We start from the raw sequence: 19,462 nt of genomic DNA on the forward strand, positions 1-19,462 counted from the left end.
GACCATGACCGACTCCAGTTACATCGGGCGCTTCGCCCCGACCCCCAGCGGCTTCCTGCACTTCGGCTCGCTGGTCGCCGCCCTCGCCTCCTGGCTCGATGCCCGTGCCGTCAACGGCCGCTGGCTGCTGCGCATGGAAGACACCGACCCACCTCGGGAAATGCCCGGGGCCCGTGATGCGATCCTGCAGACCCTGGAGCGTTACGGGCTGGAATGGGATGGCGAGGTGGTGTTCCAGAGCCAGCGGCACGATGCCTATGCCGCAGTAGTCGACCGCCTGTTCAACATGGGCCTGGCCTATGCCTGTACCTGCTCGCGCAAACAGCTGGAGGGTTACAACGGCATCTACCCAGGCCTTTGCCGTAACGCTGGCCATGCCCGGGAAGGTGCGGCGATCCGCTTGCGCGTGCCAGAGCTGATCTACCGCTTTACCGACCGGGTCCAGGGCGAGTACCAGCAGCACCTGGGGCGTGAGGTGGGCGACTTCGTCATCCAGCGCCGCGACGGGCTGTATGCGTATCAGCTGGCGGTGGTGCTGGACGATGCCTGGCAACGTGTGACCGACATCGTGCGTGGCGCCGACCTGCTGGACAACACCCCCCGCCAGCTGTACCTGCAGGAATTGCTGGGCTTCTCACAGCCGCGCTACCTGCATATTCCGCTGATCGTGCAGCCAGATGGGCACAAGCTGGGCAAATCGTACCGTTCGCCGCCCTTGCAGGCGGAGCATGCCACACCGCTGCTGTTACGGGCATTGCGGGCGCTGGGGCAAGAGACAGACCCCGATTTACTACTGGCTACGCCGGCTGAAGTGTTGGCGATAGCCCGCAAGCAGTGGCGGACGGAGGCAATCGAGCAGCGGACCACGGTGCCAGAGGCTGATTTGCGCTGAGGCAGGCCCGGCCCTTTCGCGGGTAAACCCGCGAAAGGGCCAGCACAGGCAAACCAACCCTCAAAAACAAAAGCCCAATAATTTCAAAACCTTGGCTAACGCAATGGATTCCCGCTAGCATCCCCCCAGCCATTTGCGCCAATAATAAGTCCAAGCCCGCAGCGCCCAACCATCGAGGCCAGCATGTACATCTATCGTTTGGTCCTGCTTCTGGTCGTGGGGATCTACCTGTTCTCCCCGGCCATCATGGACTGGTGGATCGAACCGACCGGAGCCTGGTACCGCCCCTACCTGCTCTGGCTGATCCTGATCGTCGTCACCTTCATCCTGCAGAGCCAACGAGATGCCGATGAGCTTTAGCCTGACCCAGATGATCCTGATCAGCGCCGGGTACCTCATGGTGCTGTTTGGCGTGGCCTGGATCAGTGAGCGGGGGTTGATCCCGCGTTCGATCATTCGCCACCCGCTCACCTACACCCTGTCGCTGGGCGTGTACGCCAGTGCCTGGGCCTTCTATGGCTCGGTGGGCCTGGCCTACCAATATGGCTACGGCTTCCTTGCCTGTTACCTGGGGGTGTCCGGCGCGTTCCTGCTGGCACCGGTGCTGCTCTACCCGATCCTCAAGATCACCCGCACCTACCAGCTGTCATCGCTGGCCGACCTGCTGGCGTTCCGCTTCCGCAGCACCTGGGCCGGGGCACTCACCACCATCATCATGCTGATCGGCGTGCTGCCGTTGCTGGCGTTGCAGATCCAGGCGGTGGCCGACTCGATCAGCATCCTCACCGGTGAGCCGGTCAAGGCCAGGGTGGCCTTCGCCTTCTGTACGCTGATCATCCTGTTCACCATCTTCTTCGGCTCGCGGCACATCGCCACGCGCGAAAAACACGAAGGCCTGGTGTTTGCCATCGCCTTCGAGTCGGTGATCAAGTTGCTGGCCCTGGGCGGTATCGGGCTTTACGCCCTGTACGGCGTATTCGGCGGCCCGCACGAGCTGGAAGTGTGGCTACTGCAGAACCAGACCGCCCTGGCCGCGCTGCACACCCCGCTGCAGGAAGGCCCATGGCGCACCCTGCTGCTGGTGTTCTTCGCCTCGGCCATCGTCATGCCGCACATGTACCACATGGCCTTCACCGAAAACCTCAACCCGCGCTCGCTGGTCAGTGCCAGCTGGGGCCTGCCGCTGTTCCTGCTGCTGATGAGCCTGGCCGTGCCGCTGGTGCTGTGGGCTGGCCTGCGCCTGGGCGCCACTACCAACCCCGAGTACTTCACCCTAGGCCTGGGGATTGCCGCCAACAACGAAGCATTGGCACTGCTGGCCTACGTCGGCGGTTTGTCGGCCGCCAGCGGCCTGATCATCGTCACCACCCTGGCGCTGTCGGGCATGGCCCTCAACCACCTGGTGCTGCCGCTGTACCAGCCCCCGGCCGAAGGCAATATCTACCGTTGGCTGAAGTGGACCCGCCGCGCGCTGATCGTCGCCATCATCACCGCCGGCTTCATGTTCTACCTGACCCAGAACAACCACCAGAGCCTGGCCAACCTGGGCATCGTCGCCTTCGTCGCCACCCTGCAGTTCCTGCCGGGCGTGCTGTCGGTGCTGTACTGGCCCACCGCCAACCGCCGCGGCTTCATCGCCGGGCTGCTGGCCGGCACCCTGGTGTGGATGGTGACCATGCTGCTGCCGCTGCTGGGCAATCTGCAGGGCTTCTACATCCCGCTGCTGGACATGATCTATGTGCTGGACGATACCAGCTGGCACATGGCGGCCATTGCCTCGCTGGCGGCCAACGTTTTGCTGTTCACCCTGATCTCGCTGTTCACCAACGCCAGCACAGAAGAAGTCAGCGCGGCCGAAGCCTGCGCCGTGGACAACGTACGCCGCCCGCAGCGGCGCGAGCTGCACGCCGCCTCGCCACAGGAGTTCGCCACCCAACTGGCCAAGCCGCTGGGCGCCAAGGCCGCACAAAAGGAAGTGGAACAGGCCCTGCGTGACCTCTACCTGCCGTTCGACGAGCGTCGCCCCTACGCCTTGCGCCGCCTGCGCGACCGCATCGAGGCCAACCTGTCAGGCCTGATGGGGCCGAGCGTGGCGCAGGACATGGTCGAAACCTTCCTGCCGTACAAGTCCGGTAACGAAAACTACGTGACCGAAGACATCCACTTCATCGAAAGCCGCCTGGAAGACTATCACTCGCGCCTGACCGGCCTGGCCGCCGAGCTCGATGCCCTGCGCCGTTACCACCGCCAGACCCTGCAGGAGCTGCCCATGGGCGTCTGCTCGCTGGCCAAGGACCAGGAAATCCTGATGTGGAACAAGGCCATGGAAGAGCTGACCGGTATCGCCGCCAAGCACGTGGTCGGCTCGCGCCTGCTCACCATCGACGAACCGTGGCGGGGCCTACTGCAAGGTTTCATCAACCTGCCCGACGAGCACCTGCACAAGCAGCGCCTGGCACTGGACGGGCAGCCGCGCTGGCTGAACCTGCACAAGGCCGCCATCGACGAGCCGTTGGCCCCCGGTAACAGCGGCCTTGTGCTGCTGGTGGAAGACCTTACCGAAACACAGGCCCTGGAAGACAAGCTGGTGCACTCCGAGCGCCTGGCCAGCATCGGCCGCCTGGCCGCCGGCGTGGCCCACGAAATCGGCAACCCGATTACCGGCATCGCCTGCCTGGCGCAGAACCTGCGCGAGGAACGCGAAGGCGATGGCGAAATCATCGAGCTGTCCAGCCAGATCCTCGACCAGACCAAACGCGTGTCGCGCATCGTCCAGTCGTTGATGAGCTTCGCCCATGCCGGCGGCAGCCACCAGAACAGCGAAGAACCGGTGTGCCTGGCCGAAGTGGCGCAGGACGCCATCGGTCTGCTGGCCTTGAACCGGCGCAATTTCGAAGTACAGTTCTTCAACCTCTGCAACCCGGATCACTGGGCCGAAGGGGACCCGCAGCGCCTGGCCCAGGTGCTGATCAACCTGCTCTCCAACGCGCGCGACGCATCAAAGCCCGGCAGCGCCGTACGCGTGCGCAGCGAGGTCAGCGAACATACCGTCGACCTGATCGTCGAGGATGAGGGCAGCGGGATACCGAAGAACATCATGGACCGCCTGTTTGAACCCTTCTTCACCACCAAGGACCCGGGCGAGGGAACCGGACTAGGGCTCGCTCTGGTCTATTCCATCGTGGAAGAGCATTATGGGCAAATCACCATCGACAGCCCGGCCGATATCGAACGGCAACGTGGCACCCGGATCCGCGTGACCCTGCCCCGGCATGTCGTAGCGACGTCCCCTGAAATTCGAGACCGTCGAGAGAATTGAATCAATGCCGCACATTCTGATCGTCGAAGACGAAACCATCATCCGCTCGGCCTTGCGTCGCCTGCTCGAGCGGAACCAGTACCAGGTCAGCGAAGCCGGCTCGGTGCAGGAAGCCCAGGAACGCTTCAGCATTGCCACCTTCGACCTGATCGTCAGCGACCTGCGCCTGCCAGGCGCACCCGGCACCGAGCTGATCAAGCTCGGTCAGGGCACCCCGGTGCTGATCATGACCAGCTACGCCAGCCTGCGCTCGGCGGTGGACTCGATGAAAATGGGCGCGGTGGACTACATCGCCAAGCCTTTCGACCACGACGAGATGCTGCAGGCCGTGGCGCGTATCCTGCGCGACCGGCAGAACGCCCCGGCTGCCGCACCGGCTGCCGAGCCACGCGCCACCAATGGCAAGGCCGCACTGGCCGACAAAGGCAGCGCGGCTGCGGCCAATGGCGAAATCGGCATCATCGGCTCGTGCCCGCCGATGCAGGACATGTACAGCAAGATCCGCAAGGTGGCGCCTACCGACTCCAACGTACTGATCCAGGGCGAGTCGGGTACCGGTAAAGAGCTGGTGGCCCGCGCCCTGCACAACCTGTCGCGCCGGGCCAAGGCACCGATGATCTCGGTGAACTGCGCCGCCATCCCCGAGACACTGATCGAGTCCGAACTGTTCGGTCACGAAAAAGGCGCCTTCACTGGCGCCAGCGCCGGGCGTGCGGGCCTGGTAGAAGCCGCCGACGGCGGCACACTGTTCCTCGACGAAATCGGCGAATTGCCGCTGGAAGCCCAGGCCCGCCTGCTGCGCGTGCTGCAGGAAGGCGAGATTCGCCGGGTGGGTTCGGTGCAATCGCAAAAGGTCGATGTGCGCCTGATCGCCGCGACCCACCGCGACCTGAAGAACCTGGCCAAGGCCGGCCAGTTCCGCGAAGACCTTTACTACCGCCTGCACGTGATCGCCCTGAAACTGCCTGCCCTGCGCGAGCGCGGCAGCGACGTCAACGAGATCGCCAGCGCCTTCCTCGCCCGCCAGAGTGCGCGCATCGGCCGCGACGACCTGCATTTCTCGGCCGAGGCCGAGCAGGCCATTCGTCATTACAGCTGGCCGGGTAACGTACGTGAGCTGGAAAACGCCGTGGAGCGCGCGGTGATCCTCAGCGAGAGCGCAGAAATTTCTGCCGAGCTGCTGGGCATCGACATCGAGCTGAGCGACCTGGAGGAGGACGAGATCCTCAACAACGCGCTGGTAGTGGCCAGTGCTGCCAATGCCAGCCACGAGCCGACCGAAGACCTTTCGCTGGAAGACTACTTCCAGCACTTCGTGCTCGAGCACCAGGACCACATGACCGAAACAGAACTGGCACGCAAGCTAGGCGTCAGCCGCAAGTGCCTGTGGGAACGGCGTCAACGCCTGGGCATTCCACGGCGCAAGAGCAACGCTACCAGCGAGTAACTCAACCTGCCCAGTGTTCGCCGCAGCAAGTGCGGCGCCTGGGAGATCGAGCACCGCGCGGGCGGCGCTCGATCTCCCAGGCGCTAAACGGGGTGTGGCGAACACATCTGGCCCGGAAACACCCCAGGTAACACATCAGTTCCCACAAAAATCTGTTACCCAACCTTTCCGCCGTAACAGTTCCCGAGGTGTACGGTAACGAAATCGCCCCGATTTCAGCCCGCAAAATTTCGCCGAAACCCCTCAAACCCTTGATTTTACTGGGTTTTGAAAAGTTGGCACGGCACCTGCTATATGCTTAGTACAAAAACAATAACAAGCACTGCAACCTAAAATAAGAACAAGACGAAACGGCTCACGCACAATAAAAACAAGACGGCGGAGGCGCAGCTAACTGATTCTTTTGGAGAGGATGCGTGTTTGGGGCTTGCCCCACGACCAGGCAGAGAACAACAAAAACTGCACTAAAAAGCAGCGCCTGAACTGGTTGGATCGATAGATCAACGTGACATCAGCGGCCAAAGCAATCCGTTTGCTCTTAACCCCTGGATTGGGGGTCGTCCACAAGCTTCGAGATTTGTGGACAGGGCACTCAACAAAAACAAAAAGCCCAGTAAAAAAACAATAAGAGCACGCAACGACTTCTTGGGGAGCTTAGGCTCCCCTTGTCGTTTCTACCCTTCTGGCAGCCATCCTGCTACCCGCCTACACCATTCCCCGAGTAAATGCTAGAATCCCCGCCCATCATGCGGCCATTCTCCTATTGTTGGCCGAACATTCCTTCACACAGTGCATCCCATGCTGAAGAAGCTGTTCCAGTCTTTCCGCCCGCCCGTACCGGGCCCGCACCACAGGCGCACCACGCCAGAGGTGATCAACAAGAGCCAGCACTCGCTGCAGCGCCACCAGTTCAGCCGTCACGCGGTGAACATCGTGGAACGCCTGCAGAGCGCCGGCTACCAGGCTTACCTGGTCGGTGGCTGTGTCCGCGACCTGATGCTGGGCATCACGCCGAAGGACTTCGACGTCGCCACCAGCGCCACCCCCGAACAGGTCCGTGCCGAGTTCCGTAACGCGCGCATCATTGGTCGCCGCTTCAAGCTGGTTCACGTGCATTTCGGCCGTGAGATCATCGAAGTTGCCACCTTCCGTGCTCCCCACTCGGAAGACGATCAGGGCGACAGCCACCGTTCGTCGCACAATTCCAGTGGCCGCATCCTGCGTGACAACGTGTACGGCACTCTGGAAGAAGACGCGCAACGTCGCGACTTCACCATCAATGCCCTGTACTACGATCCGGTCAGCGAGCGCATTCTCGATTACGCCAATGGCGTGCACGATGTACGCAACCGCCTGCTGCGGCTGATCGGCGACCCGACCCACCGCTACCAGGAAGACCCGGTGCGCATGCTGCGCGCGGTGCGTTTCGCCGCCAAGCTGGACTTCGGTATCGAGAAGCACACGGTTCAGCCGATCCGCGAACTGGCCCCGCTGCTGCGCGAGATCCCGCCGGCACGGCTGTTCGAGGAATGCCTCAAGCTGTTCCTCTCCGGCCAAGGCGCCATCGCCTTCGAAATGCTGGTCGACCTGCAGCTGTTCGAGCCATTGTTCCCGGCCAGTGCGCACGCCCTGGACGAGCGCCCGACCTACGCCCACACACTGATCAGCCAGGCGTTGCAAAACACCGACCTGCGCGTGAAGCAGGGCAAACCGGTAACCCCGGCGTTCCTGTTCGCTGCGCTGCTGTGGCCAGCCCTGCCGGCCCGTGTACTGCACCTGCAGAACCAGGGCGTGCCGCCGATCCCGGCCATGAACGGCGCGGCACACGACCTGATCGCCGAGCAATGCGCGCGCATCGCCATTCCCAAGCGCTTCACCCTGCCGATCCGCGAGATCTGGGACATGCAGGAGCGTCTGCCACGGCGCAGCGGCAAACGCGCCGACCTGCTGCTGGACAACCCACGCTTCCGCGCCGGTTACGACTTCCTGCTGCTGCGTGAAAGCGCCGGGGAAGAGACCGACGATCTTGGCCAGTGGTGGACCGACTACCAGGATGCCAACGACAGCGAGCGCCGCGAGATGATCCGCGAGCTGGGCAGCCGTGACGAAGGCACCAGTGCCGGCCCGCGCAAACGCAAACGCAGCGCCAGCAAACGCAAGCGCGGTGGCGACGAGGCGCCCGAGTGAAGACTCGCGCCTACGTCGGCCTGGGCAGCAACCTGGACGCGCCTGCCGAGCAACTGCGCAGTGCCTTGCAGGCGCTGGACCAGGTCGAGCAGACCCGCCTGGTGGCGGCTTCGGCCCTGTACACCAGCGACTCGCTGCTGCCGGGTCAACCGCGTTACACCAACGCTGTCGCCGCCCTGGACACCGCATTGCCGCCACTGGCGCTGCTCGATGCACTGCAAGCCATCGAGAACGGCCAGGGCCGCGTGCGCAAGGACCGCTGGGGCCCGCGCACGCTGGACTTGGACATCCTGCTCTTCGGTGACCAGGTGCTCGACGAGCCACGTCTGAAAGTGCCGCATTACCACATGCATGCCCGGCCTTTCGTGCTGTATCCACTGGCCGAACTGGTGCCGGACGATTTCCACTTGGCAGATGGCCGCGCCCTTGCGCAATTGCTCGACGACTGCCCGTTCGTCGGCCTTGAGCGCCTGTAAACCGGGCGTTCCAGCCTTACCCACTGGCGCGGTAACGCCAGTAACACCCTGATCGTAACAATGCGGTAACAGGGTGATTGACTTCCCACACCTCGCTCACGACTATAGGCGTCCCGTGTGGCACCAAAGTGCCGCATACCCGTATTTAGGCCCGGACGGACCTGTGCCCGAACATCACGCGCGATGATGTGCCGCTCCGGAAGATGACTACACGCGTTGAATGCAGTCGTTTTTTACAGCGCCTGAACGAGGATTTTCCGACATGCCTGAAGTAACCCTTACCACCCTCAATGGCCTCAAGGCCAAGGGTGAAAAAATCACAATGCTGACCTGCTATGACGCGACCTTCGCCAAGGCCGCCAGCCAGGCCGGCATCGAAGTGTTGCTGGTTGGCGACTCGCTGGGGATGGTCCTGCAGGGCCACGACAGCACCTTGCCGGTCACCACGGCGGACATGGCCTACCACACCGCCAGCGTCAAACGCGGCAACGACGGCGCGCTGATCCTTGCCGACCTGCCGTTCATGGCCCACGCCACCCCGGAGCAAGCCTTTGCCAACAGCGCCACGCTGATGCAGGCTGGCGCCCACATGGTCAAGATCGAGGGCGCCGCATGGCTGGCCGAAACCATCCGTCTGCTGGCTGAGCGCGGCGTGCCGGTGTGTGCGCACATGGGCCTGACCCCCCAGACCGTCAACGTGCTGGGCGGCTACAAGGTGCAAGGCCGCCAGGAAGCCCAGGCCCGCCAGATGCGCGCCGACGCCATCGCCCTGGAACAGGCCGGCGCGGCCATGCTGCTGCTCGAATGCGTGCCCAGCGAACTGGCGGCAGAGATTACCAATGCCGTGGGCATTCCGGTGATCGGCATTGGCGCCGGCAGCGCCACCGATGGCCAGGTGCTGGTACTGCACGACATGCTCGGCCTGTCGCTGACCGGCCGGGTGCCGAAGTTCGTGAAGAACTTCATGCAAGGCCAGCCTGATATCCACAGCGCCCTCGTCGCTTACGTCGAGGCGGTCAAGCAGGTCAGCTTCCCAGGTAGCGAACACGGGTTCAGTGCATGAATACAGTCAAGACCGTCCGCGAATTGCGCGCCGCCGTCGCCCGCGCTCGTGGTGAAGGCAAGCGCATCGGCTTCGTGCCGACCATGGGCAACCTGCACAGCGGCCACGCGGCCCTGGTGACCAAGGCTGCGCAGCGCGCCGATTTCGTGGTGGCCAGCATCTTCGTCAACCCGCTGCAGTTCGGCGCCAACGAAGACCTCGACAAGTACCCGCGGACCCTGGCCGCCGACCAGGAGCGCCTGCTGCAGGCGGGCTGCAACCTGCTGTTCGCGCCCAGCGCCGAAGAGATGTACCCCGACGGCATGAGCGTGCAAACCCGCGTCAGTGTGCCCCACCTTTCCGAAGGCCTGTGTGGCGCCAGCCGGCCCGGGCATTTCGAAGGTGTGGCCACCGTAGTCAGCAAGCTGTTCAACATGGTCCAGCCTGACCTTGCCGTCTTCGGTGAAAAGGACTTCCAGCAGCTGGCGGTGATCCGCGCCATGGTGCGCGACCTGAACATGCCGATTCAGATCATAGGCGAGCCCACTGTGCGCGCCGAAGATGGCCTGGCGCTGTCGTCGCGCAATGGCTACCTCACGCCGGAGCAGCGTGCGATCGCGCCGGTGCTGTACCGTACGTTGCAGCACATTGCGGCTGCAATTGGCCATGGCCAGCGCGACTTTGCCGCGCTGGTCGCTGACGGCCAGGCCAAGCTGAGTGCTGCGGGGTTGCGCCCGGATTACCTGGAAGTGCGCCATGCCGTGAGCCTGCGCCCGGCCGTGATCGATGATCGGGACCTGGTGGTGATTGCGGCGGCGTACTTGGGTAACACGCGGTTGATCGACAACCTTTACCTGCATGTGGAAGAGAAGACCGCGTAACGGCCTGGGGCTGCTTTGCAGCCCATTCGCGGGCAAGCCCGCTCCCACAGGCACCCCCAAAATCACCCTGCCATACCCATTCCCAGCGCGTGGCCTTTGCCTATAATGATGCCAGCCTGAACCCGGCAATGACTGCCGTGTCCAAGGCATCACCACGCACCAAGGGAACCCCGCGCAATGGCGTATTACCGTACTCCCCACGATGTGACGGCCCTGCCCGCCTGGCAGGCGCTTCAGCAACACCGCGACGCCATGCAAGGCTTCAGCATGCGCGAAGCCTTCGCCGCCGATGCCCAACGCTTCGACCAGTTCTCCCTGAGCTGCTGCGGCCTGTTCCTCGACTACTCGAAAAACCTGATCACCGAACAAAGCCGCGACCTGCTGGTGAACCTGGCCAACGAAGTGGGCCTGCAGGACGCCATCAAGTCGATGTTCAGCGGCGAAATCATCAACGCCTCTGAAGGCCGCCCGGTGCTGCACACTGCCCTGCGCCGGCCCGTGGGCGACAAGCTCAGCGTCAACGGCGTGAACGTCATGCCGGAAGTACACAAGGTACTCAACCAGATCACCGAACTGGTCGGGCGCATCCACGACGGCCTGTGGCGCGGCTACAGCGAAAAGCCCATCACCGACGTGGTCAACATCGGCATCGGTGGCTCGTTCCTTGGCCCCGAGCTGGTTTCCGAGGCGCTGCTGCCCTACGCCCAGCGTGGCGTACGCTGCCATTACCTGGCCAACATCGACGGCAGCGAGTTCCACGAGCTGTCGGCCAACCTGCGCGCCGAAACCACCCTGTTCATCGTCTCGTCGAAGTCGTTCAACACCCTCGAGACCCTGAAAAACGCCATGGCCGCGCGCACCTGGTACCTGGCCCAGGGCGGCTCGGAAGCCGAGCTGTACCGCCACTTCATCGCGGTTTCCAGCAACAAGGCCGCCGCCGTGGCCTTTGGTATTCGCGAAGAGAACATCTTCCCGATGTGGGACTGGGTGGGTGGGCGCTATTCGCTGTGGTCGGCCATCGGCCTGCCAATCGCCCTGGCCATCGGCACAGCCAACTTCAAGGAACTGCTGTCCGGTGCCCACACCATGGACCAGCACTTCCAGACCGCGCCGTTCGACAAGAACATGCCGGTGCTGCTGGCCCTGCTGGGCGTGTGGTATGGCAACTTCTGGGGCGCGAACAGCCACGCGATCCTGCCGTACGACCACTACCTGCGCAATATCACCAAGCACCTGCAGCAGCTGGACATGGAGTCCAACGGCAAGAGCGTGCTACAGGACGGCACCCCGGTGAAAACCGATACCGGCCCGGTGATCTGGGGCGGGGTCGGCTGTAACGGCCAGCACGCCTACCACCAGTTATTGCACCAGGGCACCCAGCTGATTCCGGCCGACTTCATCGTACCGGTGGTGAGCTTCAACCCGGTGGCCGACCACCACCAGTGGCTGTACGCCAACTGCCTGTCGCAGAGCCAGGCGCTGATGCAGGGCAAGACCCGTGAAGAAGCCGAGGCCGAATTGCGCAGCAAAGGCCTGAACGAAGCGGACATCGCGAAGCTGGCCCCGCACAAGGTGATCCCGGGCAACCGCCCGAGCAACACCTTGGTTGTGGAGCGCATCAGCCCACGCCGCTTGGGCGCACTGGTGGCAATGTACGAGCACAAAGTGTTCGTGCAGAGCGTGATCTGGGGTATCAACGCCTTTGACCAATGGGGTGTGGAACTGGGCAAAGAGCTGGGCAAGGGTGTTTACCAACGCCTGGTCGGCACATTGGAAGACAGCGCCGAAGACGGCTCTACCCAAGGCCTGATCAACTACTTCCGCGGCCGTCACCGCGGTTGATCCAACGCCTGTACGGGCCTCTTCGCGGGTAAACCCGCGAAGAGGTCAGCACAGGTTGAACACCGCTCCCAGCTACACTGTCCTATCGAATAGCCGTTGCAGTCCATCGCCCCTTACAAGAGCAGGACCACCCGCCATGTTCGATATCCACAATTACCCCCAGGCCCTGGCCGTCAGCAAGTCCGCCGCCCTCACCCCCGACGAATACCGCCGCCTCTACCGCCAGTCGGTCGACGACCCTGACACCTTCTGGGCCGAACAAGCCAAACGCCTGGACTGGATCAAGCCCTGGTCGAGCGTGCAGCAATGCGACCTGAACACCGGCGAAGCCCGCTGGTTCGACGGTGCGCAACTGAACGTCAGCTACAACTGCATCGACCGTCACCTGGCCCAGCGCAGCGAGCAGACCGCCCTGCTGTGGGAAGGCGACGACCCGAAAGATGCAAAGACCATCACCTACCGCGAACTGCACCGTCAGGTCTGCCGCCTGGCCAACGCACTGAAAGCACGCGGGGTTAAAAAAGGCGACCGGGTATGCATCTACATGCCGATGATCCCCGAGGCTGCCTTCGCCATGCTCGCCTGCACCCGCATCGGTGCCATCCACTCGGTGGTGTTCGGCGGTTTCTCCCCTGACGCCCTGCGTGACCGCATACTCGACGCCGACTGCCGCACGGTGATCACCGCCGACGAAGGCGTGCGGGGGGGCAAGCGCATCCCGCTGAAGCAGAACGTCGACAAGGCCCTGGCCAGCTGCCCGGCAGTCAGCAGTGTATTCGTGGTGCGCCGCACCGGCGGCGATGTCACTTGGGCCGAAGGCCGCGACCTCTGGTACCACGAGGCAACCGACAACGCCGGCGACGAATGCATCCCCGAACCGATGGAGGCCGAAGACCCGCTGTTCATCCTGTACACCTCAGGCAGCACCGGCAAACCCAAGGGCGTGCTGCACACCACCGGCGGGTACCTGTTGCAGGCGACGATGACCTTCAAGGTGGTGTTCGATTACCGCGACGGCGAGGTGTTCTGGTGCACCGCCGACGTCGGCTGGGTCACCGGCCACAGCTACATCGTCTATGGCCCGCTGGCCAATGGCGCAATCTCGCTGATGTTCGAAGGCGTGCCCAACTACCCGGACACCTCGCGCTTCTGGCAAGTGGTGGACAAGCATCAGGTGAACATCTTCTACACCGCCCCAACCGCCCTGCGCGCGTTGATGCGCGAGGGCTCGGCGCCATTGCAGGGTACTTCGCGCAAAAGCCTGCGCCTGCTGGGCAGCGTCGGCGAGCCGATCAACCCCGAAGCCTGGGAATGGTATTTCGAGGAAGTCGGGCAAAAACGCTGCCCCATCGTCGATACCTGGTGGCAGACCGAAACCGGCGGCATCATGCTCACCCCGCTTCCCGGCTCACAGTCACTCAAGCCCGGTTGCGCAACCCAGCCCATGTTCGGCGTGCAACCGGTACTGCTGGACGAAAAAGGCAAGCTGATCGAAGGCCCCGGCGCCGGCCTGCTGGTGATCAAGGCCAGCTGGCCGGGTCAGATCCGCAGCGTCTATGGCGACCACCAGCGCATGGTCGACACCTACTTCAAGCCCATGCCCGGCTACTACTTCACCGGCGACGGTGCCCGCCGCGACGCCGATGGCGACTACTGGATCACCGGGCGTATCGACGATGTGATCAACGTGTCCGGGCACCGCATCGGCACCGCAGAGGTGGAAAGCGCGCTGGTGTTGCATGACAGCGTCGCCGAAGCAGCGGTGGTCGGCTACCCGCACGACCTGAAGGGCCAGGGCGTGTACGCCTTCGTCACGCCCATGAATGGCGTGGCCCCGGACGATGCGCTCAAGGCCGAACTGCTGGCCCTGGTCAGCAAGGAAATCGGCAGTTTCGCCAAGCCCGAGCTGATTCAGTGGGCGCCGGCATTGCCCAAGACCCGCTCAGGCAAGATCATGCGGCGTATACTGCGCAAAATCGCCTGCAACGAGCTGGAGAACCTGGGCGATACCTCGACCCTGGCCGACCCCAGCGTGGTACAGGGCCTGATTGATAAACGCCTCAACCAGTAACCGGCGGCCACTGTCCATGGCCGCCCTGAACCACAGGTCGCCATGGAAGCCCTTCGCCGCCGCATCGAAACCCAGGTCATGAGCCTCACCGGGCTGGCCCTCGGCCAGCTCGACCTGGAATCGCCCAAGGGCGACCCCGGCCTGTTCGGCCCGCACAGCATCAGCTGGCGGGTACATGGCGACTTCCCGAGCATGCTGGTCGGCGGCATCAGTGCGCTGATGCTGCAGCTGTTGCACCCGCTGGCCCTGGCCGGTGTGTGGGACCACTCAAACTTTCGTGAAGACCTGCTCGGCCGCCTGCGCCGCACCAGCCAGTTCATTTCCGGTACCACCTTTGGTGCTACCGGCGATGCCGAGTGGCTGATCGACAAGGTGCGCACCATTCACCTGCAGGTCACCGGCACAGCACCGGACGGCCGCCCCTATGCCGCCAGCGACCCGGACCTGCTGACCTGGGTGCATGTGGCGGAGGTGAGCAGTTTCCTCGCCGCCCACCTGCGTTACCGCAACCCGCACCTGCCGCGCGCCGAGCAGGATGCTTACTACAACGAAATCGCCCTGATCGCCGAACGCCTTGGCGCCCGTGACGTGCCACGTTCCTGCCAGCAAGTCGAAGACTACCTGCAACGCATGCGTGCGCAGCTGCACTGCGATACGCGCAGCCATGAGGTGATACAGATCCTGCTCGACGCCCCTGCCCCCAGCCGCCTGGCACAGCCGGTAGGCAAGCTGATGCTGCACGCCGGCATCGACCTGCTGCCCGGCTGGGCCCAGGCCATGCTCGGCCTGCAGCACAGCCCCTTGCAACAGCGCCTGATCCGCCTGGGCCTGAAACGCACCGCGCCTGTGCTGCGCTGGGCAATGCGCGACGGCTCGGCGCATCGGGCCAAGCGGCGCATGGGCATCGAGTGAGGGCAAATGGTCGCCCCTGCGGAACTGATTTAACGTGCCATACTCCAAGCACTCCTGCTTAGACAGACGAAGCGACACATGTACAAAGGATTGACTCGCGCCGCTGGCGCAATCGTGGCCCTCGTAGCCCTCTACAGCCTGCTCGGCTTTCTCGTTCTTCCCGGTGTCGCGCTGCGCATCGCCAACCAGCAGTTGGCCCAGTACGCGACCGTGCCGGCCCACCTCGAGCGGATCGAACTCAACCCCTTCAGCCTCGAGCTGACGCTATGGGGTCTGCAGCTTGGCGAGCCGGGCAAGGAGCAAGTCGGTTTCGAGCGGTTGTACGCCAACCTCTCGCTCGACAGCCTGTGGACCAAAGCCCTGCATGTGGAAGCGGTGGAACTCGACAAGCCACGCAACGAGGTACTGTTCGCCAAGGACGGTACCCTCAACCTGACCCGGTTGTTCAAGCTGCCCGCCGGTGAGGCCAAACCCGACGAGCCGCCCAGTGACCCGTTCCCACTGCGCATTGGCAGCATCAAGTTAGTCGATGGCTACCTGCACTTCGAGGACCTGCGCCCCAGCGAGCCGATCGAGTTCCTCTACGACAACATGAACCTGGAGCTGAAAAACCTCAGCACCCTGCCCAACGACAATGCCGACATGACGCTGGTGGCCAACGGCCCCAACGGTGGCCGTGTCGACTGGAACGGCACCTTGAGCCTGTCGCCGATAGCCTCCGAAGGCACCCTGAAAGTCACCGACGCGAAGATGAAGCTGTTCTGGCCCTACGTGCGCGATGCCGTGCCACTGGTGCTTGAAGACGGCGTGGTCAGCCTCGATACGCATTACAAGCTCAACCTCGCCAAACAGACCGAACTGCTGCTGGATAACGTGTCCGTACGCATTGCGCCGTTCGCCATCAAAGCCCCGGATGGCCGCCCATTGGCGCGCTTGGCCAGCCTGGAAGTGAGCGAAACCTCCATCGACCTGGTCAAGCAACGGGTGACCGTGGGCAAGATCCGCAGCGAAAAACTGGAAACCTGGGCGGCACTGGAAAAAGACGGCCAGCTCGACTGGCAGAAGCTGTTCGCCAGCCAACCGGCCAAGGCCACACCGAAGGAAAAAGCCGAGCCTGCCGCCGCCGAGCCTACGCCTGAAGAGAACGCCGCCAAGGAGCCTGGCAAGCCGTGGCAAGTGCTGCTCAAGGACGTGCAATTGCGCAGCTACCTGGTGCACCTGGCAGACCGCAGCCAGAAAGAACCTGTCGCCTTGGACATCGGCCCGCTCAACGCCGACCTGCAAGGTTTCGACAGCCTCAACCAGACGCCCTTCACGCTCAAGCTCGATACCGGCGTAGGCAGGCAAGGCAAGCTGCAGGCGTCCGGCCAGGTTAACCTGGCGCCAATATGGGCCAAGCTGGATGTGAGCACCCGCGACATTGACCTGCGTGTGGCCCAGGCCTACATCAACCCGTTCATCCTGCTGGAGCTGCGCAGCGGCATGCTCGCCAGCGACCTCAAGGTCGACCTGAAGAACACCGCGCCACTGGCCTTCACCGTAACCGGCAAGGCGCAAGTCAACCAGTTGCATACCCTCGACACCATCAAGAGCCGCGACTTCGTCAAATGGCAGCAGGTGAACGTCGACGGCTTGTCCTACGTGCACGGCGACGCCCTGTCGATCGACAAGGTGACCCTGCTGCAACCCTATGCGCGTTTCATCATCAACGAAGACCGCACCACCAACGTCAATGACCTGCTGATCCCACAACCGGCCGGCGCTCCGGCGAGCAGCCAGGCCAAGCCGGCCTCGGCCAGCAGCGACAAACCACTGGGCATCCACATCGGCCAGATCGACATCAATGACGGCTCGGCCAACTTTGCCGACCTGTCGCTTACCCCCAACTTCGCCACCGCCGTCCAGCAGCTAAACGGCCAGATCGGCACCATCGACAACCGCAAGCCGCTGCCGGCCAAGGTCGATATCAAGGGCAAGGTCGACCGCTACGCACCGGTTACCATCAAGGGTGCCCTCAACCCGTTCAACCCGCTTGCCAGCTTGGACATCGCCACCAGCTTCAAGCGCGTCGAGCTGACCACGTTGACGCCCTACTCCGGCAAATTTGCCGGTTTCCGTATCCGCAAGGGCCGGCTAAACCTCGACCTGCACTACCTGATTACCAACGGCCAGCTCAAGGCCGAGAACAAGGTAGTGGTGGAGCAGCTGCAGCTGGGCGAAAAAGTCGACAGCCCGGACGCCGTCGACCTGCCGATCCGCCTGGCGGTGGCACTGCTGAAGGATACCGAGGGCAAAATCTCGATCGAACTGCCTGTGACGGGCGACCTCAACAACCCACAGTTCAGCGTGATGCCGATTGTGTGGCAAACCCTGCGCAACCTGGTGCTGCGCGCGGCACAGGCGCCGTTCAAGTTCATTGGTGGGTTGGTTACCGGCGGTGGCTCGGAAGACTTGGGTAACGTGGCCTTTGCCCCGGGCTCCAGCGAACTCACCGGCGATGCCCAGTCGTCACTGGACAAGCTGGCGTCGGCGCTGAAAGAGCGCCCGGAGCTGCGCCTGGAAATCGAAGGCACCAGCGCCCAGGCCAGCGACGGCCCGCTGATCGCCCAGCAGCGCCTGGAGCGTGAATACCAGGCCACCTGGTACAAGATCCTCCAGCGCCGCGGTGACAAAGTGCCGGCCAATGCGTCGATGCTGGTAGTCGACGACAGGGACAAGCCAGCAATGCTGGAAGGCATCTACCGCACGCGCCTGAAACAGCAACCGCCTGCCGAATGGGAGCAACTGGCCCGCGACGAACGCACCACCAAGCTACGCGAAGCAGTGATCAAGTCGTGGGCCGAAAGCACCGCCCTGCTGCGTACACTGGGCCAGGAGCGGGCCAGCAGTATCAAGGATTACCTGGTGGACAAGGGCAAGCTGGAAGATGACCGGGTGTATTTCATCGATACCAGCCTGGGCCAGCCTGAGAGCGATGGCCGGGTGGTGACGCCGATGCACCTGGATGCCGAATAGTCGTTCAGACTGACACTTACCCTTGTAGGAGCAGCCTTGTGCTGCGAAGAGGCCAGAGCTGGTAAAGCATTTGTATCTGCCTGTTCCGGCCTCTTCGCAGCACAAGGCTGCTCCTACAAGGGGATGTGGTTGCCTACTAGACCAACCGCTGCCCCGACACCGCCGGGTGATACAGCGGCTGCACCTTGTTCCCCGCCGGGTCCAGCAAGTGGAAGCTGCGCGCCCCGTCACCATGGTTGAACGGCCGGTCGAGCAAGGTCACGCCATGGGCCTTGAAGTATTGATACCAGGCCTCCAGCTCCTCCACGCTGTCCACAATGAACCCATAGTGGTCCAGTGTCTGCAGCCCGTTCGCCGCCCCCGCCCCACGCCCCAGCGAAAGGTTGTCGTTGCCGCAGGTGAGGTACACCAGGTCTTCGTTGGCACGGTTCAGCACTTCCATGCCCAGCACGTCGACGTAGAAGCGTTCGCACTCCTCCAGGTTGGGTACCAGCAGGGCAATATGGCGCAGGCCATTCAGGCGGCCGGGACGTGCAGGCAATTCAGACATTGGTGAGGCTCCATTTTTGTATACAATTCATAATCGAATTTAAAACAAAAGGAGCGACTTGTGTATAGCCTGTTCATCAAGACCCGTGTAAAGCCCGGTTGTGCGAAGGAGTTTCTGGCAGCGATCAAGGTCAATGCCGCCGCGTCCGTTGCCAGCGAGCCCGGCTGCCTGGTGTTCGATGTGTCGCAGGACCGGGTCGACCCGGAGCTGATCTACCTGTACGAAATCTACCGCGACGATGCCGCGTATGAAGCCCATACCCAGACCGCGCACTTTCGCGACAGCCGCCCACTGGTAGAACCGCTGATCCTGGAGCAGGAATGCTTCGAGAGCGATGTAATCGCCCGCAACCCGGTGTACTGAGCGCCAAAAGCAAAGCCCCGGCACAGGGCCAGGGCTTCGGTAGAGGTGGCCAAATCCTTATGGCCGACGGGACATCCCTTATTCGGACTTCAGGCCATCAGCCGACACGGCCTGAACGCCTTTGATTTTCTTGGCGATGGCGACTGCCATCTCTTTCTGTGAATCGGTAATGGCAACATCGGACGACAGCGACACTACGCCTTTGTTGGTTTCAACCTTGATGTCGCTGCCTGGCACGCCTTTCTCGGTCATCAGGTCAGCTTTGACCTTAGTGGTGATCCAGGTATCAGAGGTAGCTTCCTTGGCTTGGGTCACCTCACCGGCCGCCAGCGTCATGGGGGCCTGGGTGGACTGTTGGGCAAATGCCGCGTTAGCCATGGTCAGGGTCAGAGCGGTAGCAGTAGCGGCAGCAATGGCGAACTTCTTCATGTGGGTCACTCCTGTTTTTTCGAAAGGTCTGCGCCT

15 protein-coding genes are annotated in these 19,462 nt (G+C 63.1%); 13 read left to right on the forward strand and 2 right to left on the reverse strand.

Translation table 11 applies throughout. The features are described from left to right. Positions 1-4: 4 nt before the first annotated feature. From gluQRS to SB765_RS20615, 12 genes are all read left to right on the forward strand, one after another. The gene (gene gluQRS, locus SB765_RS20560) at positions 5-892 is read left to right on the forward strand and encodes a tRNA glutamyl-Q(34) synthetase GluQRS (RefSeq protein ID WP_341798927.1); all 888 of its coding nucleotides are present in this window, start codon (positions 5-7) and stop codon (positions 890-892) included. A 183-nt stretch (positions 893-1,075) separates the two neighbouring features. Then, positions 1,076-1,252 (forward strand): hypothetical protein, encoded by a 177-nt coding sequence (locus tag SB765_RS20565; RefSeq protein WP_003250005.1) that lies wholly within the window; start codon positions 1,076-1,078, stop codon positions 1,250-1,252. Then, positions 1,236-4,211, forward strand: a complete 2,976-nt coding sequence (locus tag SB765_RS20570) for a sensor histidine kinase (protein WP_169725163.1) — start codon at positions 1,236-1,238, stop codon at positions 4,209-4,211. Before SB765_RS20565 ends, SB765_RS20570 begins: the two co-directional genes overlap by 17 nt. 4 nt (positions 4,212-4,215) lie before the next feature. Then, positions 4,216-5,658 carry a sigma-54-dependent transcriptional regulator gene (locus tag SB765_RS20575; RefSeq protein WP_341796815.1) on the forward strand — a complete coding sequence of 481 codons (1,443 nt, stop codon included), beginning with the start codon at positions 4,216-4,218 and terminating at the stop codon, positions 5,656-5,658. Positions 5,659-6,456: 798 nt separating this feature from the next. Then, on the forward strand, positions 6,457-7,845 hold the full coding sequence (locus SB765_RS20580; RefSeq protein ID WP_410931833.1) for a polynucleotide adenylyltransferase PcnB: 1,389 nt from the start codon (positions 6,457-6,459) through the stop codon (positions 7,843-7,845). After that, positions 7,842-8,321 carry a 2-amino-4-hydroxy-6-hydroxymethyldihydropteridine diphosphokinase gene (gene folK, locus SB765_RS20585; protein ID WP_341796816.1) on the forward strand — a complete coding sequence of 160 codons (480 nt, stop codon included), beginning with the start codon at positions 7,842-7,844 and terminating at the stop codon, positions 8,319-8,321. The genes SB765_RS20580 and folK overlap by 4 nt, the downstream gene beginning before the upstream one ends. 262 nt (positions 8,322-8,583) lie before the next feature. Continuing rightward, positions 8,584-9,384: a 3-methyl-2-oxobutanoate hydroxymethyltransferase gene (gene panB, locus SB765_RS20590; RefSeq protein WP_019470466.1), complete on the forward strand. Its 801-nt coding sequence runs from the start codon at positions 8,584-8,586 to the stop codon at positions 9,382-9,384. Beyond that, positions 9,381-10,244 carry a pantoate--beta-alanine ligase gene (gene panC, locus SB765_RS20595; RefSeq protein WP_410912047.1) on the forward strand — a complete coding sequence of 288 codons (864 nt, stop codon included), beginning with the start codon at positions 9,381-9,383 and terminating at the stop codon, positions 10,242-10,244. Before panB ends, panC begins: the two co-directional genes overlap by 4 nt. A 177-nt stretch (positions 10,245-10,421) precedes the next feature. Continuing rightward, positions 10,422-12,086 carry a glucose-6-phosphate isomerase gene (pgi, locus tag SB765_RS20600; RefSeq protein ID WP_169725164.1) on the forward strand — a complete coding sequence of 555 codons (1,665 nt, stop codon included), beginning with the start codon at positions 10,422-10,424 and terminating at the stop codon, positions 12,084-12,086. Positions 12,087-12,222: 136 nt separating this feature from the next. Beyond that, a complete protein-coding gene (gene acs, locus SB765_RS20605; protein WP_341796817.1) occupies positions 12,223-14,157 on the forward strand; it encodes an acetate--CoA ligase in 1,935 nt (644 codons plus the stop codon). A 42-nt stretch (positions 14,158-14,199) separates the two neighbouring features. Beyond that, complete coding sequence (locus SB765_RS20610) at positions 14,200-15,069, forward strand: oxygenase MpaB family protein (RefSeq protein ID WP_341796818.1); 870 nt, start codon at positions 14,200-14,202, stop codon at positions 15,067-15,069. A 78-nt stretch (positions 15,070-15,147) separates the two neighbouring features. Continuing rightward, the gene (locus SB765_RS20615) at positions 15,148-18,084 is read left to right on the forward strand and encodes a DUF748 domain-containing protein (protein WP_410931834.1); all 2,937 of its coding nucleotides are present in this window, start codon (positions 15,148-15,150) and stop codon (positions 18,082-18,084) included. Positions 18,085-18,220: 136 nt separating this feature from the next. Here SB765_RS20615 and SB765_RS20620 read toward each other — a convergent pair whose 3' ends face one another. Continuing rightward, positions 18,221-18,634 carry a VOC family protein gene (locus SB765_RS20620; protein WP_010955354.1) on the reverse strand — a complete coding sequence of 138 codons (414 nt, stop codon included), beginning with the start codon at positions 18,632-18,634 and terminating at the stop codon, positions 18,221-18,223. A gap of 60 nt (positions 18,635-18,694) precedes the next feature. Here SB765_RS20620 and SB765_RS20625 point away from each other — a divergent pair, with 60 nt between their 5' ends. After that, the gene (locus SB765_RS20625) at positions 18,695-18,997 is read left to right on the forward strand and encodes a putative quinol monooxygenase (RefSeq protein ID WP_049277401.1); all 303 of its coding nucleotides are present in this window, start codon (positions 18,695-18,697) and stop codon (positions 18,995-18,997) included. Between the two features lie 78 nt (positions 18,998-19,075). Here the strand turns inward: SB765_RS20625 and SB765_RS20630 are convergent, their stop codons facing one another. Further along, on the reverse strand, positions 19,076-19,426 hold the full coding sequence (locus SB765_RS20630; RefSeq protein ID WP_063422843.1) for a BON domain-containing protein: 351 nt from the start codon (positions 19,424-19,426) through the stop codon (positions 19,076-19,078). Between the last annotated feature and the right edge of the window lie 36 nt (positions 19,427-19,462).

Source organism: Pseudomonas sp. SIMBA_067 (assembly GCF_046534675.1).
GTDB classification, from domain to species: domain Bacteria; phylum Pseudomonadota; class Gammaproteobacteria; order Pseudomonadales; family Pseudomonadaceae; genus Aquipseudomonas; species Aquipseudomonas putida.